We start from the raw sequence: 23,444 nt of genomic DNA, 5'->3' as shown, positions 1-23,444 counted from the left end.
CACATCCAGCTCCGCCCCGACCTGATCGACGGCTGCCTTGCAGGCACCGGACTCACGCTCACCCACCAGCCGACAACAATCCGAAGAGCTCAGTAGACCGCTGCTTCATCGCTGATGGAGTCGGGGATCTTCGCGAGATTGGCGTCGGCGTCGTTCACATGGAAGTAATCGGCGAAGACGCCGTCCTTGGAGTTGGCGAACTTAAAACCTCCGAGCGGTCCTCCGGACTGCGACGGGTACCCGTTCTGAGAGGCCGGGTCACCCCAGTCGGGAGTGATGGCGCCGACCAGCACGCGGTCGCCGGGCTGGAAGTCCTTCACCTCGCTGCCCACAGCGTGCACGATGCCCACCGCTTCGTGGCCCAGCGTCAGGTTCTCTCGCGGACCGATGCCACCTTGGACGGTGTGGGAGTCGGACGTGCAGATCAGGGCCCGGGTGGTCCGAACGACAGCATCGCCCGGCCCCGGCTGCGGAACGGGCTTCTCCATGAAACCCACCCGCCCGATCTCCTTCATCACGAATGCCTTCACGCGTCTGTCCTTCTTCCTGGTACACCGTCGCCGCAGCGTTGGCATGCGAACGAATCGGCCCCTGGCATCCGGCGGCCGGCATCGGCCTGCCGTTCTGTCACTGTCGCAAGGGCGGATCCTGCTCGCGACCCGACCGCCCCGACGGCAGAGCCACTCTGGTGAAGCGGACCGGCCGGCGCCCACACGATCCGCCTTCGCGGCCGACAGGGGCAGCTCACTTGATGATCCGGCCGGTGACGAGGAGCGGCGTCCTTCTCGGCCCAGACGTCGGCACAGCAGAACGCGCATCGCTGCCAGGACGGCCGCCCCGCGCGCCGGGATCGTGACGGCCAGTGCCTACGGCCACTTTGCTGAACGCGCCCACAAGCAGGCATTGCCTGACGTTGCAGGGGAGTCACCCCTGTTAGCGTCGCGTTTCGCGCGAGCAAGGGCGGAGGACGCTGTGGGTGAGAAGGGTTCAGGGCGGGCCTTCGTCGGATCGTTCACCTCGGCGGGCGGGCGCGGAATCATCGTGACCGCCGTGGATCCGGCCTCCGGAGCGCTGACCGAAACCGGCGTCGTCGATGTCGTACCCAACCCGTCGTATCTCGCCGTCGAGCACACCGGGGCGGGCCCGGTCCTCTACGCAGTTTCCGAGACGGCACAGGGGGCGGTTGCCGCCTGGGACATCGCCGGTCCGGTGCCCCGCCCGATCTGCGCCCCGGTGGCCGTGCACGCGAAGGCACCCACGCATCTCGCGGTCGTTCACGGTCATCTGCTGACCGCCAACTACGACTCAGGCTGCGTCACCGTACTGCCGCTCGCCGGCGACGGCACCCCGCGGGCCGCCAGCGACGTCCTCCGCCACGAGGGCAAAGGACCGCATCATGCTCGCCAGACGGGCCCGCACGCGCACCAGGTGCGTCCCGATCCATCGGGACGCTGGGTGCTCAGCGTCGACCTCGGCACCGACTCGGTGCGGATCTGCTCCTTGGACGCACGGGCGGGCAGGCTGACGCTGCACGGGGAGACAGCACTCCCGCCCGGCACCGGTCCGCGTCACCTCGTCTTCCATCCGGCCGGAAGTCACGCGTATGTTCTCGGAGAGCTCGAGCCCACCGTCACCGTGTGCCGCTGGGACGCCGCCACCGGGGTGCTCGAGCCGGTGGGTGCGACGTCGCTCTTCCCGGACGGTATCGACGGTGTGGTCTCTCCGTCGGCGCCGGTCGTCTCACACAGTGGCCGCCACTTGTGGGCCGCGGTGCGTGGCACCGATACCGTCGCCGTCCTGGCCCTCGACGCGGTCGGCGGGCAGGCGGACCTGATCGCGTCGGTGCCGTGCGGAGGTCGGTGGCCTCGCGATCTGGTCCTGGACCCGTCGGGGACGCGTCTGTACGTGGCGAACGAGCGTTCAGGCGACGTCACATGGCTGGACATCGACTCCACAACGGGCATCCCTCACCGCGCAGGCTGCCTGTCGGTCCCGGCGGCATCCAACGTCGTCTTCGCCTGACGGCGGAGAGCTCATGCGGCAGGCATCCCTCACCGTGTAGGTCTGGTCATGCCTTGCCACGGACGACAGTGACGGGGCAGTGCGCGTGGTGCAACAGCGCCTGGCTCACCGACCCCAGGAGCAGTCCGGCAAAACCGCCGCGTCCCCTGGCTCCGACGACCAAGAGCTGCGCAGTCCTGCTCGCCGCGATCAATACCTCGCGGGTTTCGCCGCCCACCACCTCGAGTCTGACCGTGACGTCCGGATAATTTTCCCTACGGCCGGCGAGTGCCTGGGCCAGCAGACGCTCCGCGCTTTCGGGGGTCGTGCCGAGCGGCGCATAGTCCGGCAGCAACGCGTGTACGGCCACCAACTCAGCCCCGCGCAGCGCCGCCTCGGCGAAGGCAAAGTCGACGGCTCTCTCACCGACCGGGGAGCCGTCGACACCCAGCACGATCGGCCCGGCGTCAGTCGCTTCCTCACGGACCACCATCACTGGGCACTGGCCGTGGCTGGCCAAGGAGACCGCCGTTGATCCCAGCAGCATACCGATGAAGCCACCCATACCCCGGGGGCCGACGACCACCAGGTCCGCGGCTCGCGACTCAGCCTCCAGCACCGCCACCGCGTCGCCGGTCACCACGGCCTCGGTGACCTCCACGTCAGGCGCTACGCTCCGGGCATGTTGCGCAGCCTCGTGCACCAGGCGATTGAGCGGCGACGGGTCCAATGGCGCATACATGGGCCTGACAGGCCAACTCAAGGCGTGCACCACACGCAGCTCCGCACCACGCCGCTGGGCTTCCCCCGCAGCCGCTTCTACCGCGGAAAGACTCGACGACGAGCCATCCACTCCCACGACGACCGGATTTCCCACCGCTCCTCCAACACTCGCTTGAGCTTCCAACCTTCACTCCGGCGATGCGTTGCTGCCAGCCGGCGAAGCCGCAGCGGCGGTGGCGAGTTTCATCAGCCGCATATCTGCACGCAGCGGGTTCGACGACGCGCGAACACCAGCACGGCTGCTCTCTCGGGCATGGCGCCCGGTTGTTTGCCGCCCGCTTGCCCTCGATCACCGGTGGCCCGGCGGGCGGCTCCACCTTGTCCTGGGCGTCCTCCTCAGGCGGGGCGAGACAGCGGTGATGGGCGACGACGCACTTCTCGACCGTCTTGCAGTACGTCCACGGCGCGGCCGGCCTCGATGTGGATACGCACGATGCCGAAGACGTGACCCCCTTGAGAGCGAAGTCATCCACCCCCAATGACGGTGCACCGAGAACAGGCTGGTGGGAGCCCAACTGGTCGTGCAGATCGGTGTTCTGGTGGTGCACCGTCTCACGTCCCTATACGCCAGGAGTCATCGCCGGTCACCCGCGATCCGGTCCCTTCGGCGTTCGGAAGAGGCGTAGAACTTTCCGATCTCGGATGGAAGCTCGCGGGAGAACGCGTAAGGGCGGCAAGCGTCCGGTGAGGCGCGCCGGCCTGGACGGCCAGTCTCTGCCCTTCGAGGACAGTTCCGATGCCGCCCTGTCCACGTCGACGCTGTCACCATCCCCGACGCCGATGCCGCCCTGGTCGGATGGGGATGATCGAGCGGGCCGGCGGATGCACGCCCTACCGCCCTGGAACGGACGTTCTCCCTCTGCCTGTTCGCGACAAGGACAACGACCCGGCGGAGCCATGACAGTTCCGTGGACGCAAGCGGACTCACGGTGGAGCCGACCCGGTCGGCCTTCGTGCTGGAAGCGCCCCGGAGCACCCCCTGCCGTGGCGAGACGATGCCCGAACCGGTCACCGACCCTACGGTGATGGCATGACGGTGCTCAACAGTTGGAAGCGGCAAGGGCGAGCCCGGAACCGCGCGGTCGACGTCCTGTGCGTGGCTGTGCTGTGCGTGCTGTCGGTCGTGGCTGCCTCGATCGACCCGCACCAGCACCAGTTCGTGTTGCGCTGGCCCGCCGTGGTGTTGGCTGCCGTCGGCTGCTCCGCGTTGGTCTGGCGGCGTCGTCACCCGTTCGGCGTACTGGCCGTCGCCGTTGGCTGCGGGGTGGTCTTTCCGATGCTCGGGTTCCGGGAGAGCCCACTGGTGACAAGCCCGGTTCTGGTGTCCGTCTACAACGTCGCCGTGCGGACCGACCGGCGCACCGCGTGGACGGCGGCAGCTGTCTCGGCTGCCGTCATGGTGGGCGCCGTCGCGGTGTGGTCCTCGAACTCGTGGCTGGACCCGGATCATGTTGCGACGGTGGCCTGGACGGCCCTGCCGGCCGCCGTCGGGGACGGACTGCGCTCACGGCGCGCCTATGTGGCGGCCGTGGAGGAACGGGCGGAGCATGCCGAGCGCACCCGCGAGCAGGAAGCACAGCAGCGAGTGGCGGCCGAACGCGTCCGGATCGCACGCGAACTGCACGACATCGTTGCGCACCACATCGCCTTGATCAATGCTCAGGCAGGCGTCGCCGTCCATCTGGTGGACCAGCGCCCGGAACAAATCCTGACAGCTCTGGAGAACATCCGGGACACCAGCCGTTCCGCGCTGGACGAACTACGGGTGACCGTAGGCTTGCTGCGGCAGTCCGACGAGCCGGTGGCGCCCAGAGACCCGATGCCGGGCCTTGCACAAGTACCAGCACTTCTGGCGTCGTTCGAACGAGCCGGGCTGGCCGTGAGCCACACGCGGCAGGGCACCACCGAACCGCTCGAGCCGGCGGTCGACCTGGCCGCGTACCGCATCGTGCAGGAATCCTTGACCAATGTGCGCAAGCACGCCGGCGCCGACCATGCCCGGCTGTTCCTGCACTACGACAGTGAACGGCTGACGATCACCGTCGAGGACGACGGATGTGCCGGAACGCACCGTCCTCACCCGGGGGCCGGTCACGGGCTGATCGGGATGCGTGAGCGGGCCACCACGATCGGGGGCACGCTGTATGCGGGACCGCGCCCCGAGGGCGGTTTCACCGTGACCGCCGAACTGCCGCTGCGCCCCAGCCCGGCACTGGATCGGAGCCTTGAGCATGACGATTCGTGTACTGCTTGCCGATGACCAGGCCCTGCTGCGGGGCACCTTCCGCATACTGTTCGACGCCACGGATGACATGGAGACCGTGGCCGAGGCGTCCAACGGCCGGGAGGCAGTCGAGCTGGCCGGCGCGCAGCGCCCGGATGTGGTCCTGATGGACATCCGCATGCCGGAGATGGACGGCCTCGAGGCGACACGGCTCATCACCGAGTCCGAGGACCTCGCAGAGGTGAAGGTGCTCATCCTGACCACGTTCGAAGATGACGAGCACGTCGCCGAAGCACTGCGTGCGGGTGCGAGCGGCTTTCTCGGCAAGGGTGCGCGACCCGAGGAGCTCCTCGATGCCGTCCGCACGGTCGCGGACGGTGAGGCCTTGCTGTCCCCGTCAGCGACGCGAGCGTTGATCACTCGCTTTCTCGCCCAGCCGGATCCATGCCCGGTGGCCGTACATGAGCGGCTGGAGAGCTTGACGCCGCGGGAACGCGACGTCACGAGCCTCGTCGCGCTGGGCCTGTCCAACGACGAGATCGCCGAGCGCCTGTTCGTCAGCCCGCTGACCGCCAAGACCCATATCAACCGGGCCATGACCAAGCTGGCAGCTCGTGACCGCGCCCAGCTCGTGGTCATCGCCTACCAGTGCGGGCTCGTCAGTCCGGCCACGGAACCGGATCGCTCCCAGCAACCCGCATAGTCCCCACCACGGTGCCCTCATCTTCTGTCCCAGCCGTAGGCCGGCCTCCCGCATACCGCAGCCGTGGTAGCCGGAAGTCGCTGCGTGGGGACGACGCGCTGAGGGCCGTTTCTGGGCGATGGTGAAGCCCTGAAACGGAGGTTTCGCCATGACCGGAGCGCACTGCCTGACGAAGAAGTCCGACGAAGAGACGGCCGTCGAGGAATGCCGCACGATTCGTGCACTACTGGCCGGACACGAACTCAATTCCCTCGCACCCGATGAGGCAAGCGCGGTGCGGGCTCACCAGGCAACCTGCAGCACATGCCGGGACGAGTACGACTGCCGCACAGCCGTGCCCGCACACCTCTCTCTTCTGCGCGACGCCCTGGCCTGCGGCAAAGGCCGAAACACGCGGCCGCACGCGGCCACCCGGGCCGACTGTGGCCACCCCATGTCCAGTCACCGCCGGCCACACCGAGCGACCGTGACCATGCAGCTCACACTGTCTCAATGGGTCAACAGGACAACGTCGCACATCAGGTGAGCAGACCCCGCGAAAGCGGCGTGAAAACCGTGAACCAGCTGATCGGCCAGGTCGTGGCCCCCCGCTGGGGCAGATCGGGATGAGGCCTGAGGCTGGTCGCACATCCGCCATGAACTGGTCGCACATCCGCCATGAAGGGGCGCCATTCACTGGGCAGATCCTGCGGTTCTCGGGTTTGAGAAGGATGTAATACCGCAACCATGGAAATGCCTTGTGGCTCTCATCCGGGAAGACCAGAGCGCAGATCCCGCTCTGGTCCGGCAAGGGTTGCGCGCGCGGAGTTGGTGCCGGCTCTGTCGAACGGGCCTGGCTGGTGGTTCGAGAAAGTTGTGGACAGGGTTGCTCTCTGTCCGCTGTTCGCTGTCCAGATCCTCTCTGAAGCCGATCTGTGTACACGCGAGGGAAGTCGCCCGGCAAGATCGGTTGCTCCTCCCGTGCCGCCCGGTGCCGAGGGTCATCCTGCAGGCTTCCGACCCCCGGTCGGCCGGGTGGCGGGGGCTGCGCCAGCCAGTCGGCGGGGGCGGTTCCGGACACCTGCCGGATAGTTTTGACCCGCAGCGTCTCCGACCCTGGATCACATGACGCACGACGTACCAGAGGCCGCGCCGTCCGAGGTGGCATCCGCTGCCCGCCCTGTTCGCTCCGCTTGCCGGGTTCTCCCTGGTCCTTCTCACCGGCGGGCCGCAACCGTGGACCGGGCGCGCAGGGCCGCGGGTCGGATTGCTCGTCACCGGCGAGTACCTGGTACTGACCTGGCAGCCCTCTACCATCGCCGTGTGGCGGCGGCCAGGCTCGGCTTACCCGTCGCGGCATACACGCCAGGGTCGCCCTTCTCGGCGGCGCCGACCGTACTCGGTTACGGAGGCTCTCCAGGGCACCCACGGTGTTCGACGGTCTCACCCCATCCGGCGTCACGCCGGGCCAGGAAGGAGGTAGGCCGATGTCGGTCAGCCTGACATTCATCTGTGCGCCTGTCGGGGGCACCAGGGATGCAGTCTTCGGTGACGGTCTCCTCAGTGAGCGCGGCCTGCGTGAGGCACGCGCCGCCCGCGCAATCCTCCCCCCGTACTCGCTGGCTATCCGGGCACCGTCGAACCGCTGCGCGCAGACCGCTGGGGTTCTCGGCCTGGAGACCACAGTCGAACCAGCACTGCGCGACTTCGACTACGGGATGTGGCGCGGCCGCACAGTGGGCGAAGTCGCCACCGACGACCCCTACACGTACGCCGCCTGGCTAACCGACCCGGATGCCGCGCCGCCCGGAGGCGAGTCCGTACGCCGCCTCTGCCGCCGAACCGCCAACTGGCTGGGCAGCGTGCCGACTGGCACGGGCCGCGTATTGGCCATCACCGAACCAGCCGTTGTCCGGGCGTCGCTCGTCCATGCTCTGTCCGCACCGGCAACAGCCTTCTGGCATTTCGATGTGCCCCCCTTGTCCGTGGTCTCCCTCACATTGCGTGGTGGCCGCTGGAACGTTCGGCTCGGCCACATCCCCCCTGACAGAGCCGGCACCACTCGCACGGTTCCTCTGCCCTGTGTCGCTGCACAGGACAAGAGGGTGCTCGTGTGGGGCGAGGCGGTGAGCGACGAGCCGTACGAGCTCATCGCCCGGGTGTGATCCGCTGGCCACACCAGTGGGACAAGCAGGGCGAACAGACTGGGCGGCCTGGAGAACAGGGCGGGCGGAAGCCCCGAGGGCGAGGGCAGAGAACGGCTACGCGGCGGTCGCTCAGATCCGCCGCGTGGCCTACGGCCAGGCGGAGTCTGCTGGCGCAGCCCGGTCTACCAGGCGGAACGCCGGGTGCGGCGGGGTACGGGAGCCGGAAGTCAACGGCTCCGGGTTGCGCGCCGCCGCCGTTGTGCAGGCGGAGGCGGCGAGACGGTGTCTTCCTCGTCCTCCTGCGGCGCCAGTTCCACGGTGTAGCGGGGCTGGAGAAACAGGTCGTGGTATTGCGGCGCAGCCGGCGAGCCTGCTGCATTCTGCATGGGGGACGCGGGATCACGGTGGGAAGAAGCGGGCATACACAACCGTCCGGAGTCGAGGGCCGCGCGGATTCCATGCGGAGCCGTCGACCGGTGAATACCGGTATCCGTCTGCTCCGCGCGCGCCAGCCCCATTAGATCCTATGAATGGTCGACGGGAGGGCAGCGCGCAGCGTGAGAAGCGACGCAGAAAGGACGGTCCGGTCGGCCGTGCCGATGCCGGCGGCCCCCCCACGCGCCACGCCTCCGCGCCATTGAGGCCCCCAGGGACTGTGTGAAGCGCCGTTCGGGGGATCGGCGGGTGTCGCGGAGAGGGGCCGGGAGGCACGGCTCGTACGTTCGGCTGGCATGACAGACGTACCGCGTGATCGCGCATCCAGCCCCACCCGCCGCACCGCGCTGACCGGGCTCGTCGGTGGGGCCGGAGCCGTGCTGGCCGCCGGATGCACCCCGTTGAACGCATCGCCCGCATCCGCGCGCACCCCCAGCCGTACGGCGTCGGCCTCCGCCCCGGCGGGCAATCCCACGCCCGGGGTGATGACTCTCTTCAATGACCAGGCCTTCAACTTCAATGGGCTGCTCGCGCTCGGCGCGTCCGGCTACGGTGCCGGTGAGGTGGGCGAGGTACTCACCGCCGTGAACGCGATCAACAAGGCCGGCCTCTCGGCACAGACGTACACCGAGACCTTCAAGGCACTCGGCGATCAGCTGATGGAGCCGCCCCAGGGCAGCAAGGCCGGGACGGAGACCACACGTTTCCGTGCGCTGCGGGCCGCTCAGTACTACGGTCAGGCGCTGTTCTTCGTCCTCGGCTCCAACGACCCCGGCAGCGAGAAACAGCTGTACCAGGCCGGGCGTGGCGCCTGGGACAAGTTCTGCAAGCTGTGCGACCCGACAGCCGTGACGGCGAACGTCCCGTACGGGAAGTCCCCGCTGCCGGTGTGGTTCTTCCGGCCGGACGACTCCGGCAAGCGGCGCCCCACCGTGATCCTCACCAACGGCAGCGACGGGCAGAACATCGACATGTGGACCTACGGCGTCTCGGCGGCTCTGCAGCGTGGCTGGAACGCACTGGTGTACGACGGGCCTGGCCAGGGGCAGCTGCTTTTCGTGGACCAGGTGGTCTTCACTCCGCATTGGGAGACCGTGGTCACGGCGCTTGTCGACTGGCTGGCCGCTCGGTCGGATGTGGCCCCGGGCAAGATCGCCCTGACCGGGCTGAGCATGGCGGGGGACCTGGCCCCCCGGGCCGCGGCCTTCGAGAACAGGATCGCGGCTGTGGTGGCGATGCCCGGAGTGCTCGCGCCCTGGTTGGGCTTTCCTCCGGAAATCCGGAAGATCCTCACCGCGGACAAGGAGGAGACCAACAACGTCTGGAACAAGGAGGTCGTCCCCGAGCTGCCTCCGTCCGCGGCTGCGACGATGAAGAAGCGCTTCGAGCCCTTCTCCGTGCCGGCGATGCTCGACGCCCGCGAGGGCAAGATGTTCACCGACTTCTACACACCCGCCAGACTCATCGAGTCCCTGGACATCACGAACGTCGTGGCCCGCATCAAGGTGCCCACGCTGGTCCTCGACTACGACGACGAGCAGTTCTATCCCGGCCAGCCGCGCCAGATGTTCGACAAGCTGACGGCTCCCAAGGATTACGTGAAGCTCACCGCGGCCACCGGCGCGCAGATGCACTGCTCCCCGATGGCCCCGCAGCAGCACTGCGAGGCCGTCTTCGACTGGCTGCAGGCGAAGCTGTCAGGCAGCTGACCTCTGCGGCAGTTCCGCGGGGATGGCCTGGGCCGCCCTGCCAGAGGTGTTACTCGTGGCCACGGCCAGTCTGCCGCTCGGTGCACCGCTGGGTCCTGAAGCTCCGTTGATCGCGCCACGGCCCCACCGTCGCCTATTCTCCGGCGCCTTCTGCGGTCCCTCGACGGAAGGGACCGGTCAGTTCGAACCAGGTGGTCTTGCCGGTCCCCGTCTCGTAGCTGCCCCAGACGTCGCTGAGCAGATCGAGGAGTTCGGTACCGCGACCGCCTTCCGCATCCGGGGTGGCGCTCCGCCGTATCGGGGTGGCCAGGTTGGTGTCCTCGACTTCGCACCGCAGGCCGTTGGCGGTCACCCGCAGGTTGAGCCGTACGGGGCCGGGCGCGTGGCACAGGGCATTGGTGACCAGCTCGCTGACCAGCAGCTCGGCGGTGTCGGCCAGATGACCCAGATCCCACTCGTCAAGGCGCCCCGTCACCGCTCGCCGGGCCCGGCCCACCGACCTGAGGTCCAGCGCCAGTGGCCAGGATGCCTCGAAGGGCGTGGCCCGCGCGGCAGGTGCGTCCAGTGGGCGCAGAGGCGCCAGGGTGCGTGCCCACAGGCCACGCTGACGTGCGAACCATGACGTCGACGCGTCCTTCGCCACCCATTCCTCCTGCTGCACACCGGTCGGCAGGCCGACGGTGAGGCGATGGGTCGGGCGGGCCATGGTGAATCAATCCCTTCTGCGGTGTCGAGAGTGGCCCGGTGGACCGGGGCGAAGTCGCGTTCCTCGAGATCAGAGGACTGCTTCGCCGGGCTCACCTTTCGCGTAGCACTTGCTACATCAATAGGATACATGTAGCAGATGCTACGGTAAAGGGGTAAAGCGGGGCACACTGGACATTAGGTGTCGCCCATTCCTCACCGTGCTTCAGGAGGCGTCCATGCCGCGCCCGGCGGATCCGGCCAAACGCCGGGAACTACTGGACCGCGTTCGCGCATACGTGCTTGAGAACGGGCTGTCCGACCTGTCCCTGCGCCCCATGGCGCGGTCGCTGGGTACCAGCGACCGCATGCTCCTGTACTACTTCGGGACCAAGGACCGCCTTATCTCGGAGGCCCTCGCCATCGACGAGAGGCGACCGCTCCTGAGAGGCCGGGAGGTCCTGTCCGCGGTCGGCCCGTCGAAGGATGCCGCCGGCCTGCGCCGCTTCCTCGAAGAGCTGTGGCAGCAGTTCGACACCCCCGACCTGCATGCTGCGCTCCCGCTGTACTTCGAGATGATGACCACCAGCCTGTTGCATCCCGACCGGTACGGGCCGTTGATGCGTGATCTCCTCGCCGAATGGACGGACCTCATCACCACGCTCTTCAGCGGCCTGGGTCTGCCCGAGGCGCGCGCCAGGCGCGAGGCCACCCTGCTGGTGGACGCCGTTTTCGGCCTTGTCTGCGCGCCGCTGGCAACCGGCGACTGGGACCAAGCCACCACGACCTTCCGTCTTCTCCTCGACCGCCTCGAGCCCGGTTGGCGAGCAACGCACGAAGAAGCCCGGGATGCGTAGAGGCCTGCGGAGGCCGACATTGGAAGCAGAGCCCTGCGCCGGATGAGGAGGAGCCCACGTGACGGATCGTACGAACGCAACCGACCCGACGCTCCGTATCCCGCCCCGGTGAGCAGCAGCTCTCCGCCCGGTCAGGGGTACCGGTCACCATGAGTTCGCACCCGCACCCCGCGACGTCGCAGCCCGCGGCGCCGCACGGCATGTCCGAGGCGGCCTTCAGGTCCCTGTACGGCCGGCTGCGTGATCAGGCCCTGGCCGGCCCGGATCACCGGCGCGGAGCGCTGGGCCACCTCACGCCCGAGCGGGTGGTGGCCGCCGCCGACCAGGTCCGGGACGGACGCACGTTCTCGCTGGCCGCGCCTATCGAGACCGAGCCGGGTCCGGACAACCCGCAGCCCGCGTCTCACCGGATGACCGCGCCGGCGCACGGGGAGGCCGACGCCCAGGGGCTGCACTTCGCCCGCGACCGGTTCGCCATGAACGTGCACGGGGACGCCGACAGCCACCTCGACGCCCTGTGCCACGTGATGTTCGACGGAGAACTCTACGACGGTGTCCCGGCGAGCACCGTGACCCCGGACGGCGCCGGCGCCCTCACGCTGGACCTCGTCCGAGACGGCATCGTCGGCCGCGGTGTCCTCCTGGACATCCCGCGCCTTTGGGGTGTTCCCTGGCTCGACCCCGGGGACCAGGTGACCACCGACGATCTGGTGGCGGCCGAGGCCGCCCAGGAAGTCGCGGTGGGACCGGGCGATCTGATGTTCGTGCGAGTCGGGCACCGCCGTCGGCGGCAAAGCCTCGGAGCCTGGAACGCGGCACAGGCGCGGGCGGGCCTGCACCCGGCAGCGATGCGCTTCCTGGCCGAGCGGCGCGTGGCCGTCCTGGGGTCGGACGGCAACAACGACGCGGCCCCCAGCGCGGTGGCCGAAGTCCCGTTTCCCGTGCATGTACTGGCCGTGAACGCCTTGGGGTTGCACCTCATGGACTACCTGGACTTCGAGGAGCTGGTGCCGGCGTGCGAACAGCTGGGCCGCTGGCACTTCCTGTGCATGGTCGCCCCTCTGCGGCTGCCGGCGGCCACCGGCTCCCCGGTGAATCCGATCGCCGTCCTGTGAGCGTGCCGGGAACGCGGACCGTTCCAGGTGCCGCAGGACCGCGGGGCGTATACGTTCGAAGAGGGGCAAAAGCTGAGGCAGGGCCCGGCAACGGCTGAAGACCGCAAAGGCAAGGACGGTGGCCGCCATGGGCGACTCCCCCCACTACGACGTCATCATCATCGGCACGGGCGCCGGCGGCGGCACGCTCGCCCACCGGCTCGCCCCCTCGGGCAAACGCGTGCTCCTCCTCGAACGCGGTGACTACTTGCCGCGTGAACGCGACAACTGGGACTCAACAGCCGTATTCGTCAAGGGAAAGTACCGGGCTCCGGAGTTCTGGCTCGACAAACACGGCAACGAGTTCCCGCCCGAGGTCAACTACTACGTCGGCGGCAACACCAAGTTCTACGGCGCCGCGCTGTTCCGGCTGCGGCCGGAGGACTTCGGCGAACTGCGCCACCACGACGGTGTCTCTCCCGCCTGGCCGATTCGCTACGAGGACCTGGAGCCGTACTACACACAGGCGGAACACCTCTACCTGGTGCACGGTCGACACGGCGAGGACCCCTGGGAGGGTGCGTGCAGCGGCCAGTACGCCCATCCACCGGTCGAACACGAGCCGCGCATCCAGCAGTTGAGCGACGACCTGGAGAAGCAGGGCCTGCATCCCTTCCACCTGCCCATCGGGGTCAACCTCACCCAGGACGAAAGCGGCAGGGCCACCCACTCGAGTGCCTGCATTCGCTGCAACCGGGTCGACGGTTTCCCATGCCTGGTCCGCGGCAAGTCCGACGCTCAAGTGATCTGCGTGGAACCGGCACTGCAGCACCCCAATGTCGAGATGATCACCAACTCCCGTGTGACAAGGCTCGAGACCGATCCGACGGGACGCAGCGTCACAGCGGTCGTCGCCCAGCTCCCGGGCGAGGAGGAGGTCCGCTTTTCCGCGGATGTCGTGGTCGTGGCCTGCGGGGCGGTCAACTCCGCTGCTCTCCTGCTCGCTTCGGCGAACGACCAGCACCCCGATGGGCTGGCGAACAGCTCGGACGTGGTCGGCCGGTACTACATGCGGCACAACAACCTTGCCCTGATGGCCGTTTCGAAGGAGCCCAACGACACCCAGTTCCAGAAGACGCTGGCCCTGCACGACTGGTACCTGGGCGCGGACGACTGGGAGTATCCCCTCGGAGGAATCCAGATGCTCGGCAAGTCGGATGCCGAGCAGATCCACGGCGAGGCCCCGCGCTGGGCCGGAGCGGCGGCACCGGACATGCCCTTCGAGGTCCTGGCCCATCACGCCGTCGATTTCTGGCTGTGCGGAGAGGACCTGCCGCAGCCCGACAATCGGGTCACCCTGGACGACGACCGCCGCATCCATCTGGCACTCGACGAGACCAACAACATCGCCGGGCTCAAGCGCCTGCAGCACAAGCTCCAGCACATGCTGGGCCACTTGGGCATGCACGAGCACCATCTGCTGTCCCACAGCATCTACCTGCACAAGGGCATGCCCATCGGTGCCACCGCGCACCAGGCGGGCACGGTGCGGTTCGGCAACGATCCGGCGAGCTCTGCCCTGGACGTCAACTGCAAAGCCCACGACCTGGACAACCTCTACGTCGTCGACACGAGCTTCTTCCCGAGCATCGGGGCGGTCAATCCGTCCCTCACGGCCATCGCGAACGCCCTTCGCGTGGGTGATCACCTCGTGGAGCGGCTGAGCTGACCTACGGCCGACGAGCCACCTCCGACCGGGCGAAGATCCTCAGTCGGACAGCGCAACACAGTCTCTTGTGGCGTGCCCCTGCTCGTCCACGGTGATTGTGTGACGTCTGAACCTCCGGGCCCCGGCCCGGCCGACCCGGGCCACGCAGTGGAGAAGAGAGTCATCGTGAGTTCCACCGAGGGCGCGCCTCAGGGCGTGATCCCCGCACATCTGCTCAAGGGCCAGAAGGCGCTGGTCACCGGCGCCAATTCCGGAATCGGCAAGGCGACGGCGGTTGCTCTGGGCCGGGCCGGGGCCGACGTGGTCGTGAACTACGTCGCCGGCCGCGAGGAAGCGGACAAGGTGGTCGAGGAGATCACGTCGTTCGGCGTGCGGGCGGCGGCCTACGAGGCCGATGTGTCCGACGAGGACCAGGTCGTCGCCATGATGAACCGGATGGTCGAGGAGTTCGGCACCATCGACATTCTGGTCGCCAACGCCGGAATGCAGCGCGACGCCGCGTTCACCGACATGACGCTCGCCCAGTGGCAGAAAGTCCTGGACGTCAACCTCACCGGGCAGTTCCTCTGTGCCCGTGAGGCCACGAAGGAGTTCCTGCGGCGCGGCGTCGTCCCCGAGGTCTCACGCGCGGCCGGGAAGATCATCTGCATGAGCTCGGTGCACCAGATCATCCCGTGGGCGGGGCACGTCAACTACGCCTCCTCCAAGGGCGGGGTGCAGATGATGATGCAGACGCTGGCCCAGGAACTCGCCCCGAAGAAGATCCGCGTGAATGCGATCGCCCCCGGGGCCATCAAGACCCCCATCAACCGCAACGCCTGGGAGACACCGGAGGCCCGGACGGATCTCCTGCGGCTGATCCCCTACGACCGCATCGGCGACCCCGAGGACATCGCCAACGCGGCCGTCGGCCTCTCCTCCGACCTCATGGACTACGTAGTGGGCGCCACCCTCTACGTGGACGGCGGGATGACTCTCTTCCCGGGGTTCGCCACCGGCGGCTGACTCACCTCACTGGCGTCGGCCCCTGGAGAAACACATGCACACCGCGGTCCCGTTGCTGGCGGACGCGCCGGCGCAAATGCTCCCGGCCAGATCGCTGATGGCTTTCACCCTCGCGTCCCACATCATTCTGGTGCCGCTGGGCGTGGCGCTGCCGCTGATCACGCTCATCATGCACGGCTACGGCCTGCGCCGTAACGACCAGACCGCGCTGCTGCTGGCGCGACGGTGGTCGGCGGTCATGGCGGTCCAGTTCGCGATCGGCGTCGTCACCGGGACCGTACTGTCCTTCGAGTTCGGGCTGTTGTGGCCGCGGATGATGGGCAAGTGGGGTGATGTCTTCGGCATCGGGTTCGGTGTCGAGGCGTGGGCCTTCTTCCTGGAAGCCGTCCTCATCGCCATCTACCTGTACGGGTGGCGGAGGCTTCCTGCCCGGACCCACTTCCTGCTCGGACTGCCCCTGCCCGCTGTCGGGTTGCTGGGAGCCTTCGGGATTCTGGCCGCCAACTCCTGGATGAACACTCCGCAGGGCTTCACCCTCGACTCCGCGGGCAACCCTGTCGACGTGAAGATCTGGAAGGCGATCTTCACGCCCATGTTCGGCCCGCAGTACTGGCATTTCGTCGTGGCGATGTTCGTGACGGCGGGCTACGTCGCGGCCGGTGTCTACGCCGTCGGCTGGTTGCGCGGACGCCGGGACCGTTACCACCGGCTCGGCTTCACGATCCCCTTCACGCTCGCCGCGGTGTTCACACCGGTGCAGTTCATGCTGGGCGACTCCATCGCCCGGCAGGTATTCCACAAGCAGCCGGTGAAGTTCGCCGCCATGGAGATCGTCTGGAAGACCGACACCCACGTGCCGGAATACCTGTTCGGCCGGATGCATCCGAACGGGAGCATCTCCGGCGGTATCCGGATCCCGCAGCTCGACTCCGTCCTCGCCGGCTTCCACCCGGACACCAAGGTGACCGGGCTGACCTCCGTCCCCGCGAGTGACCGACCGACGGCCACTCAGGCCACCATCGCCCACTGGGCCTTCGACACCATGGTCGGTATCGGCTCCCTGCTGGCGCTGCTCGCCCTCTGGTACGCCCTGATCTGGCTGCGCCGGCGCAGGCTGCCCGCCTCGCCGTGGTTCTACCGGTCCGCCGCCGTGGCCGGTGTCGGCTCCGTCGTCGCCGTGGAATGCGGCTGGATCGCCACCGAAGTGGGCCGCCAGCCGTGGATCGTCTACCAGAACATGCGGGTCGCCGAAGCGGTGACGTCGACGCGTGCCACCGGCCTGTGGATCATGTTCGGCCTGGTCGTCGTGGTGTACGTCTTCGTCTTCGCGTCCTTCCTCGCGGTGTTGTTGAAGATGCGTGCCCGCTGGCGGCTTGCCGACGAGAGGGGCCGCGGGGCGACACCGACCGAAACACCGGAGACGGACACGCCGTACGGGCCACGCTCCGCGGTTCCGGCCGGGGACCCGCCCCGGTCCGGTGGCAGCGGATCCGCCTCGTCCACCGGGGGCCGGCCGTGATCGCCGGTGTCATCGCCGTCGTGCTGCTGCTCGCGGTCGCCGCCTACGCCTGCGCCGGCGGCACCGACTTCGGAGCCGGCTTCTGGGACCTGACCGCGGGCGGAGCAGAACGCGGCAAGCGCCCCAGATGGCTGATCGATCACGCGATGGCTCCCGTATGGGAGGTCAACAACGTCTGGCTGATCTTTGTGCTGGTCATCATGTGGACGGGTTTCCCCGTCTTCTTCCAGCAGGTGTTCACGGCGATGTGGCTGCCTCTGGTGCTGGCCGCCGTCGGTATCGTGCTGCGCGGCGCGGGCTTCGCCCTGCGCAAGCCCGTTCGGCGGCTGGCCGGTCGACGCCTGTACGGAGCCGTTTTCGCCATCTCCTCTCTGCTGACGCCGTTCTTCCTCGGCGCCGCGGCCGGGGGAGTGGCCTCGGGCCGAGTGACGCCGACGACGCAGGCATCGGCGGATGCCTGGTCCCATCCCACGTCGGTCCTGTTCGGTCTGCTCGCCATCGCCACCACGGCTTTGCTCGGTGCCGTGTTCCTCGCCGCGGACGCCCGGCGCTTCGACGAGCCGGACCTGGACAGCTACTTCCGGCGGCGGGCACTGGGAGCCCTGGCCGTCGTCGCCGTACTCGCCGTGATCACGTTGGTCGTCACTCACGGGGACGCGCCGCACGTCTGGCACGGGCTCACGCACGGCGTGGGACTCGTCTTCGTCATCGTCGCGGCGCTGGGCACGCTCGCCACCGCGTGGCTGCTGATCCGTTCCTCCGGGGCCTGGTCCCGGGTCACAGCGGTCGGCGTGGTCGCGTCGGCCGTCATCGCCTGGGGCATGGCGCAGCGCCCGTACCTCATTCCGACCTCACTGACCGTTGCCGAGGGCGCGGGCGCACACACCACACTCCGCTGGCTGGGGCTCGTCACCCTCGTCGCCATCGTGCTCGTCATCCCCGCGGTCGCCCTGCTCTACTGGCTGGACACCCACGGTGAGCTGGAGAGCCTGACCGACGCCGACCTGCGGCGCAGTGGTGCCGGTGACGAGGGCTGACCCTGTGGCGGGCCCACACTGCCGCGCGCACGCCGGGAGGTGAGAGCGCGGTGACCGACGACGAGATCCTGTCGGGCATCGGCCTGACCGTGGCCCTCGCCGTCGGATCCCAGATCCTTGCGAGCCGGCTGCGGATCCCGGCCCTCATCGTGCTGCTCCCGGCCGGGTTCGCCGCCGGAGCTCTCACCGACGTCGTCCGCCCCGACAAGCTACTGGGACCGGCCTTTCCCCCGCTGGTGTCGGTGTCGGTGGCGCTCATCCTCTACGACGCCGGGCTGGGATTGGACCTGCGCCATCTCAAGGGCGCGACGCGCAACGTCGTCGTGCGGCTCATGGTGCTCGGCGTGCTGCTCACGTGGGGGACCGTCATGGTCCTGGGGCCGACCCTGTTCGGTGTGCCGACGGCCGTGGCCAGCATGATCGGCATGATCCTCGTGGTCTCCGGCCCGACCGTCGTCGGTCCCCTCCTCGAGCACGTCAGGCCGTCGGACAAGGTGCGGCGGATTCTGATGTGGGAGGGATCCCTGATCGATCCTGTCGGCGGCATCCTCGGCGCCGTCGTCTCCCACTCCATCGTCTCCGGCGGACTCCGGACCGGTCATTTCCGCTTCGGTTCGTTCTTCGCCGGCATCGCCGTCGGGCTCGCGGGCGGCGCGGTCGGCGCCGCGCTGCTGTGGTTCACCCTCCGGCTGCTCCGCCTCGGCGAGACACTCGGCACGCTCGCCCAGCTGGCGACCGTCGTCGTGGTGGCCGCGGGCTGCGACATGGTGTTCGACGACACGGGCCTGATCGCGGCGATCGTCACCGGGCTGACGGTCGCGAACCTGCCCGGTTTCGACATGCCCGCACGCCGACCGTTCTTCGAAACGCTCGTACAGCTGATCATCGGCCTGCTCTTCATCTCCATCTCGGCGACGGTGACGCCGAAGTCCGTCGGCCCGGAGCTGCTGCCCACGCTCGCACTCGTCGCCGTGCTCGTCCTGCTGGTCAGACCGCTGGTTGCGCTGCTGTCCGCCATCAGGACGGATCTCGTGGCCCGCGAACGCGCCTTCATCGGCTGGATGGCCCCGCGCGGCATCGTCGCCGCGTCCACCGCCACCACCTTCTCCGCTTCGCTCGCCACCGCCGGACTGCGCGGCGCAGACAAGATCCTTCCCATCACCTTCCTGGTGATCGTCGGAACGGTCGTGATCTACGCACTGACGGCGAGGCCGGTGGCCGCCAGGCTGGGCGTCGCGCGGCCCCCGCGCGCCCGCCCGCTCCTGGTGGGCGGCGATCCCTGGGTCATCGATCTCGCCCGGTCGCTGCGCACCGCCGGACTCGACGTACTGATGTGGGCGGGAGGAGGACAGGAGAGGGACCGGATCAGGGAAGCGGGAATCGAACTGGCCGCCGGGGAGCTCATGGCCACGGCCACCGATCCGCAAGCCCGGTTGGAGGGGGTCACGTCGGTCTTCCTGCTCACGGACGACGACGACTTCAACGTGCTCGCCTCGATCGTCATGGAGGACAGCGTCGAGGGCTCCGTCTACCGCGTCGGCCCGACACCCGACAGCGGGAGCGTCGTTGCTCCCCACACCGGCGGTGACACCCTCTTCGGCCCGGAGCTCGTCCGCCACGCCCTGGCAGCCCGCCATGAGCAGGGCGCCCGCTTCCACGTACGGGCTGCGTCGGACCCGCGCCCGCCGGGGTACGAAACCCTGTTCGTCGTGCGGCGTGACGGCCGGCTGGAACCGGTCACCGAGGGCCTATCGGTCACCGCTCAGGAGGGCGACACGCTCGTGCTCCTTGGACCCATGCCGGGCGCCGGTCCGACCAGCTGAGCGGACCCGACTACCGCCGCTCCAGAGCCGCGTCCAGGGTGATGGCCGCGTCGATGAGGGCAAGATGGGTGAACGCCTGGGGGAAGTTCCCCAGTTGGCGGCCCGTCAAGTCGATCTCCTCCGAGTACAGGCCCAGATGGTTGGCGTACCCCATCATCTTCTCGAACACCAGCCTTGCCTTGTTGGTCCGCCCCGCGCGCGCCAAGGCGTCGACATACATGAACGTGCACAGCGAGAAGGTTCCCTCCGAGCCCCGCAGGCCGTCGGGCGAGGCCTCGGGGTTGTAGCGGTAGACCAGGCTGTCGCTGACCAGTTCCCGTTCCATGGCGTCGAGGGTCGACAGCCACATCGGATCCTCGGGGATGATGAACCCGACCGTCGACATGCGCAGCAGCGAGGAGTCCAGTACGTCACTGCCGTAGTGCTGGATGAAGGCCTGCTGTCCCTCGCTCCACCCCTTGGTCATGACCTGATCGTAGATCTCGTCCCGAGCGGCGCTCCAGCGCGCGGCCGCGGCCGGCCGGCCGTTCGACTCGGCGAGCCGCAGAGCGCGGTCGAAGGCCACCCACGACATCACACGGCCGTACGTGAAGTTCTTGCGGCCGCCGCGGGTCTCCCACAAGCCTTCTCCCGCCTGGTCCCAGTGGTCGACCAGCCAGTCGAGGTTCGTCAGCAGCGACGTCCATCCTCCGTGCCCCAGCTGGATTCCGTGCCGATGCGCGAAGTAGATGCTGTCCAGAGCCTCGCCGTAGACATCGAGTTGAAGCTGCGTAGCCGCGCCGTTGCCGATCCGCACCGGCGCGGATCCTGCATAGCCTTCCCAGTGGTCGAGAATCTGCTCGTCCAGGTCGGAGGAGCCGTCGACCTTGTACATGATGTTGAGGGGACCGGAGTCCCCGTCGCTGCCGGCCCGCTCCTTGACCCGGTTGCCCAGCCACACGATGAACGCCCTGGCCTCTTCGGTGAAGCCCAGTCCCAGAAGGGCGTACACGGAGAAAGAGGCGTCACGGACCCAGGTGAAGCGATAGTCCCAGTTGCGCTCGCCGCCCAGTTGCTCCGGGAGCGCCGCCGTCGGGGCAGCCACCAGGGCACCGCTGGGGGCATAGGTCATGAGTTTCAGTGTGATCGCGGAGCGTTCCACGGCCTCTCGCCAGCGCCCCGAGTACTGCGAGTGGCTGAGCCAGGAACGCCAGTACTTGACGGTGTCTTCGAAGATTTGCCAGTACTCGGCGAGGCGGATCTCCTTGGGCGGCCCGTCGGCGGCCGATTCCAGGATCAGGCCGCGCTCCTGGCCCGCCTGCAGGGTCAGCGTGAAGTGCAGGTCGTCCTGCCGGTCCGTGAGGACCTCGAGTATGCGCTCGTCCTCCGGTTCGCGGATGGCATGCACGGTGAGTTCTGCGCCGTCGTCCGAGACGAACACCGCTCCGTGCTCGGTCATGTGCAACTTATGAGCCTTGCGTCCGTAGTCGAACCGCGGGGTGATCTCGACGTCGAACGTCATGCTGCCGCGCACGCAGCGGACCATGCGGACCAACCGGTGCCTGGGGGTGACCGTCGTACCCGTCACGGGCATGAAGTCGAGCACCTCCCCGGCGCCCGCCTCGGTCATGAATCGGGTCACCAGGACCGCTGTGTCGGGGAGGTACAACTGCTTGGTCGTGTAGGTCGCGTGCTGCGGCCGGACCGTGCAGTGGCCGCCCTTGTCCTTGTCCAGAAGCGCGCCGAACACGCTGGGGGAGTCGAATCGCGGAACGCAGAACCAGTCGACGGTTCCCTCGGTGGTCACCAGCGCCGCAGTCTGCAGATCGCCGAGCAGGCCGTGGTTCTCGATCAGCGGGTAGTCGTCCATCGGGGCGCCCCTTCCGGCGTGCGATTCCCCCGAATGCACCCCCCTGATCAGCGTAGGCCGAGGGTCCGGCTCCGTCCCGCCGGGCTCGGACCGCGCAGGAAGTGCGGGTCGCGAACGTGATCGTCTTCTCCCGCCTACGGTCCCACGGAGGCACGTCGTGTCGCGCGGCGCCACAGCCTTCGCTGCAGCCGAAAGGTGAGGACGCCGACCACCACGAGAACGACCACGTTGAGCAGAAGCTGGACGAGCGAGCCCCATGCCTCGTGCCAGTCGGCGAAGGCGAGCGAGACAGCGATGTCCGACGCAGCGGGAATCGTGGTCACGGAGATGAAAACTCCGAGCAGGGCACTGCCGCGTGCCTCGGTGAGCGAGACGATGCCGACAATGCCGGCAAGGAAAGCGACGACAACTGAGAAGAAGTCCGGCGTGTCGATGAGGTGGGAGACGGGCCGTAGACCCAGGTCAAAGGCCTTGGACTGCATGTCGGCACCCCGAGCCAGTGCGGCGAAGCCGAAAGTGACCGCAATGGCCAGCAGGAAGCCGACCGTCAGCGCGCGCATCCCTTCCCAGACCCTGCGACGGTGACGACGATCGAGACCGAGGGCGACGCCGGCGATCGCGTTGTACTCGGGGCCGACGACCATGGCGGCCACGATGAGGATCTGCGAGTTCGTCATGATGCCGACCGCGCCGATGAGCCCGGCAATGACCAAGAACAGGTAGAAGGACGGCGCATAAGTTCCTTCCGCCCGAATGTGGGCCTCGACCGCGGCCCACAGCGGCGCGTGGACGAGCGCGCTCGGCTGGTCGGCCTCTATCTGCTCCGCTCGCCGGGAGAACATGATGTCGACGCCGTCGACGGCGATCGACCCCGTACGGTCGACACCCAGCTTGCGCAGGTCACCCAGCACGCCGTTCGCGGCGCCCTTCATCACGTCGCATTCGAGCGTGTCCCCGCCCGGAACGTGGGCCGACTTCACGACCACGAGGTTGAGGACGCGATCGTGCGCGGTGAGCAGGTCGACGGCAGGCTGGGTGAGTTCGGACGGCATGACCATTCGGAAGTGGATCAAGTCCATCCGAACCTCCTGAGGGCGGGAGCCGGATTCAGCCAGGGGCCCGCTACCGGTCCGGCTCGCACGCTGCGTGCAGCGCCGCTGTCACGACCTGCGCCGTGCTGCCGGACGCGTCGATGGTGACGCCCGGCTCATCAGCCTGCAGCGGATCCAAGATGTCGTACTGGGAGTCGAGCAATTTCGGAGGCATGAAGTGCCCGTGCCGGTGTGCGATCCGCTCCGCGGCAATCTCACGATCAAGAGCCAGGTAGATGAACCACACGTCCGCTCCCGTGCGCCGGAACTGGTCCCGGTACGCGCGCTTGAGTGTGGAACATGTGGCAACACCTCCGTGTCCCCCCGCGGCAGTCGAGCGGATCCACTCCGTCAGAGCCGCCAGCCAGGGCCGGCGATCGACGTCGTCGAGAGGGTGTCCGGACGCCATCTTGGCGCGGTTGGACGCGGGGTGGAGGCTATCGCCCTCCAGGAACGGCACGCCGAGCCGCTGCGCGAGCCGCGCGCCGACGGTGGACTTCCCGGACGCCGACACACCCATCACGATCACCACACGCGAACCGCAGGCCATGTTGGCCAACGAGCCTCCCTGAAGTGATGACGGAACACTGTTACAAGTCCACTATCGCCTGACATTTCATATCGTGTCGCCTGCGAACCGTCTGCCAGGCGCCCGACGGCTCTGACCACCTGGCCGCAACCGGCCGTCAGGCCAGGAGTCCAGCCGATGACTTCCGTCGAGACGTCCGACAGGGCCAGAGCCCTGCTGCCGGTCACACCGGCCGACCTCGGCGGT

General features: G+C 68.3%; 18 protein-coding genes. 12 read left to right on the top strand and 6 right to left on the bottom strand.

What is annotated here, in order from left to right; all coding sequences use genetic code 11:
* Positions 1–89: 89 nt before the first annotated feature.
* On the bottom strand, positions 90–530 hold the full coding sequence (locus ACIBK0_RS41405) for an alcohol dehydrogenase catalytic domain-containing protein (RefSeq protein ID WP_399092130.1): 441 nt from the start codon (positions 528–530) through the stop codon (positions 90–92).
* A gap of 442 nt (positions 531–972) precedes the next feature.
* Here ACIBK0_RS41405 and ACIBK0_RS41400 point away from each other — a divergent pair, with 442 nt between their 5' ends.
* Positions 973–2,022: a lactonase family protein gene (locus ACIBK0_RS41400; RefSeq protein WP_399092127.1), complete on the top strand. Its 1,050-nt coding sequence runs from the start codon at positions 973–975 to the stop codon at positions 2,020–2,022.
* A gap of 46 nt (positions 2,023–2,068) precedes the next feature.
* On the opposite strand, the gene ACIBK0_RS41395 is transcribed toward ACIBK0_RS41400, so the two are convergent.
* Entirely contained in the window at positions 2,069–2,878 is an 810-nt protein-coding gene (locus ACIBK0_RS41395) for a universal stress protein (RefSeq protein ID WP_399092124.1), read from the bottom strand.
* 936 nt (positions 2,879–3,814) lie between these two features.
* On the opposite strand from ACIBK0_RS41395, the gene ACIBK0_RS41390 reads away from it, so the two are divergent.
* The 4 genes from ACIBK0_RS41390 to ACIBK0_RS41375 all read left to right on the top strand — a co-directional run bounded on the left by ACIBK0_RS41390 (position 3,815) and on the right by ACIBK0_RS41375 (position 9,981).
* A complete protein-coding gene (locus tag ACIBK0_RS41390; RefSeq protein WP_399092121.1) occupies positions 3,815–5,044 on the top strand; it encodes a sensor histidine kinase in 1,230 nt (409 codons plus the stop codon).
* Entirely contained in the window at positions 5,016–5,711 is a 696-nt protein-coding gene (locus tag ACIBK0_RS41385) for a response regulator (protein ID WP_399092118.1), read from the top strand. Before ACIBK0_RS41390 ends, ACIBK0_RS41385 begins: the two co-directional genes overlap by 29 nt.
* Before the next feature lie 1,466 nt (positions 5,712–7,177).
* Entirely contained in the window at positions 7,178–7,855 is a 678-nt protein-coding gene (locus ACIBK0_RS41380; protein WP_399092115.1) for a histidine phosphatase family protein, read from the top strand.
* Between the two features lie 713 nt (positions 7,856–8,568).
* Positions 8,569–9,981: an alpha/beta hydrolase family protein gene (locus ACIBK0_RS41375; RefSeq protein ID WP_399092112.1), complete on the top strand. Its 1,413-nt coding sequence runs from the start codon at positions 8,569–8,571 to the stop codon at positions 9,979–9,981.
* Between the two features lie 133 nt (positions 9,982–10,114).
* Here the strand turns inward: ACIBK0_RS41375 and ACIBK0_RS41370 are convergent, their stop codons facing one another.
* Complete coding sequence (locus ACIBK0_RS41370) at positions 10,115–10,687, bottom strand: ATP-binding protein (protein ID WP_399092109.1); 573 nt, start codon at positions 10,685–10,687, stop codon at positions 10,115–10,117.
* 217 nt (positions 10,688–10,904) lie between these two features.
* On the opposite strand from ACIBK0_RS41370, the gene ACIBK0_RS41365 reads away from it, so the two are divergent.
* The 7 genes from ACIBK0_RS41365 (at position 10,905) to ACIBK0_RS41335 (ending at position 19,729) form a co-directional block, all read left to right on the top strand.
* Entirely contained in the window at positions 10,905–11,522 is a 618-nt protein-coding gene (locus ACIBK0_RS41365) for a TetR/AcrR family transcriptional regulator (protein ID WP_399092106.1), read from the top strand.
* 200 nt (positions 11,523–11,722) lie between these two features.
* Positions 11,723–12,637, top strand: a complete 915-nt coding sequence (locus ACIBK0_RS41360; protein WP_399092145.1) for a cyclase family protein — start codon at positions 11,723–11,725, stop codon at positions 12,635–12,637.
* A 127-nt stretch (positions 12,638–12,764) separates the two neighbouring features.
* Entirely contained in the window at positions 12,765–14,345 is a 1,581-nt protein-coding gene (locus ACIBK0_RS41355) for a GMC oxidoreductase (RefSeq protein WP_399092103.1), read from the top strand.
* 165 nt (positions 14,346–14,510) lie between these two features.
* A complete protein-coding gene (locus ACIBK0_RS41350) occupies positions 14,511–15,350 on the top strand; it encodes an SDR family oxidoreductase (RefSeq protein ID WP_399092101.1) in 840 nt (279 codons plus the stop codon).
* 34 nt (positions 15,351–15,384) lie between these two features.
* The gene (locus ACIBK0_RS41345) at positions 15,385–16,869 is read left to right on the top strand and encodes a cytochrome ubiquinol oxidase subunit I (protein WP_399092099.1); all 1,485 of its coding nucleotides are present in this window, start codon (positions 15,385–15,387) and stop codon (positions 16,867–16,869) included.
* Positions 16,866–17,906 carry a cytochrome d ubiquinol oxidase subunit II gene (locus ACIBK0_RS41340; RefSeq protein WP_399092096.1) on the top strand — a complete coding sequence of 347 codons (1,041 nt, stop codon included), beginning with the start codon at positions 16,866–16,868 and terminating at the stop codon, positions 17,904–17,906. The genes ACIBK0_RS41345 and ACIBK0_RS41340 overlap by 4 nt, the downstream gene beginning before the upstream one ends.
* 50 nt (positions 17,907–17,956) lie before the next feature.
* Positions 17,957–19,729, top strand: coding sequence for a cation:proton antiporter (locus ACIBK0_RS41335; protein ID WP_399092093.1), 1,773 nt, complete (start codon positions 17,957–17,959; stop codon positions 19,727–19,729).
* 10 nt (positions 19,730–19,739) lie between these two features.
* Here ACIBK0_RS41335 and ACIBK0_RS41330 read toward each other — a convergent pair whose 3' ends face one another.
* The 3 genes from ACIBK0_RS41330 to ACIBK0_RS41320 all read right to left on the bottom strand — a co-directional run bounded on the left by ACIBK0_RS41330 (position 19,740) and on the right by ACIBK0_RS41320 (position 23,219).
* Positions 19,740–21,578 (bottom strand): glycoside hydrolase family 15 protein, encoded by a 1,839-nt coding sequence (locus ACIBK0_RS41330; RefSeq protein WP_399092090.1) that lies wholly within the window; start codon positions 21,576–21,578, stop codon positions 19,740–19,742.
* A gap of 134 nt (positions 21,579–21,712) precedes the next feature.
* Entirely contained in the window at positions 21,713–22,657 is a 945-nt protein-coding gene (locus tag ACIBK0_RS41325; RefSeq protein WP_399092087.1) for a DUF389 domain-containing protein, read from the bottom strand.
* A 43-nt stretch (positions 22,658–22,700) separates the two neighbouring features.
* Positions 22,701–23,219 carry a gluconokinase gene (locus tag ACIBK0_RS41320; RefSeq protein ID WP_399092142.1) on the bottom strand — a complete coding sequence of 173 codons (519 nt, stop codon included), beginning with the start codon at positions 23,217–23,219 and terminating at the stop codon, positions 22,701–22,703.
* Positions 23,220–23,444 lie beyond the last annotated feature (225 nt).

It is taken from the genome of Streptomyces sp. NPDC050564 (assembly GCF_044457265.1).
GTDB lineage: Bacteria > Actinomycetota > Actinomycetes > Streptomycetales > Streptomycetaceae > Streptomyces.
The sequence above is the reverse complement of the archived record's forward strand: the minus strand, read 5'-3'. Positions and strand labels throughout refer to the sequence as shown.

Bases quoted from the DNA above. Each gene is read 5' to 3' on its own strand.
- ACIBK0_RS41345 (WP_399092099.1), top strand. From the start codon at position 15,385: ATGCACACCGCGGTCCCGTTGCTGGCGGACGCGCCGGCGCAAATGCTC.
- ACIBK0_RS41380 (WP_399092115.1), top strand. From the start codon at position 7,178: ATGTCGGTCAGCCTGACATTCATCTGTGCGCCTGTCGGGGGCACCAGG.
- ACIBK0_RS41385 (WP_399092118.1), top strand. From the start codon at position 5,016: ATGACGATTCGTGTACTGCTTGCCGATGACCAGGCCCTGCTGCGGGGC.
- ACIBK0_RS41320 (WP_399092142.1), bottom strand. From the start codon at position 23,219: ATGGCCTGCGGTTCGCGTGTGGTGATCGTGATGGGTGTGTCGGCGTCC.
- ACIBK0_RS41370 (WP_399092109.1), bottom strand. From the start codon at position 10,687: ATGGCCCGCCCGACCCATCGCCTCACCGTCGGCCTGCCGACCGGTGTG.
- ACIBK0_RS41325 (WP_399092087.1), bottom strand. From the start codon at position 22,657: ATGGACTTGATCCACTTCCGAATGGTCATGCCGTCCGAACTCACCCAG.
- ACIBK0_RS41360 (WP_399092145.1), top strand. From the start codon at position 11,723: ATGTCCGAGGCGGCCTTCAGGTCCCTGTACGGCCGGCTGCGTGATCAG.
- ACIBK0_RS41355 (WP_399092103.1), top strand. From the start codon at position 12,765: ATGGGCGACTCCCCCCACTACGACGTCATCATCATCGGCACGGGCGCC.
- ACIBK0_RS41330 (WP_399092090.1), bottom strand. From the start codon at position 21,578: ATGGACGACTACCCGCTGATCGAGAACCACGGCCTGCTCGGCGATCTG.
- ACIBK0_RS41390 (WP_399092121.1), top strand. From the start codon at position 3,815: ATGACGGTGCTCAACAGTTGGAAGCGGCAAGGGCGAGCCCGGAACCGC.
- ACIBK0_RS41375 (WP_399092112.1), top strand. From the start codon at position 8,569: ATGACAGACGTACCGCGTGATCGCGCATCCAGCCCCACCCGCCGCACC.
- ACIBK0_RS41365 (WP_399092106.1), top strand. From the start codon at position 10,905: ATGCCGCGCCCGGCGGATCCGGCCAAACGCCGGGAACTACTGGACCGC.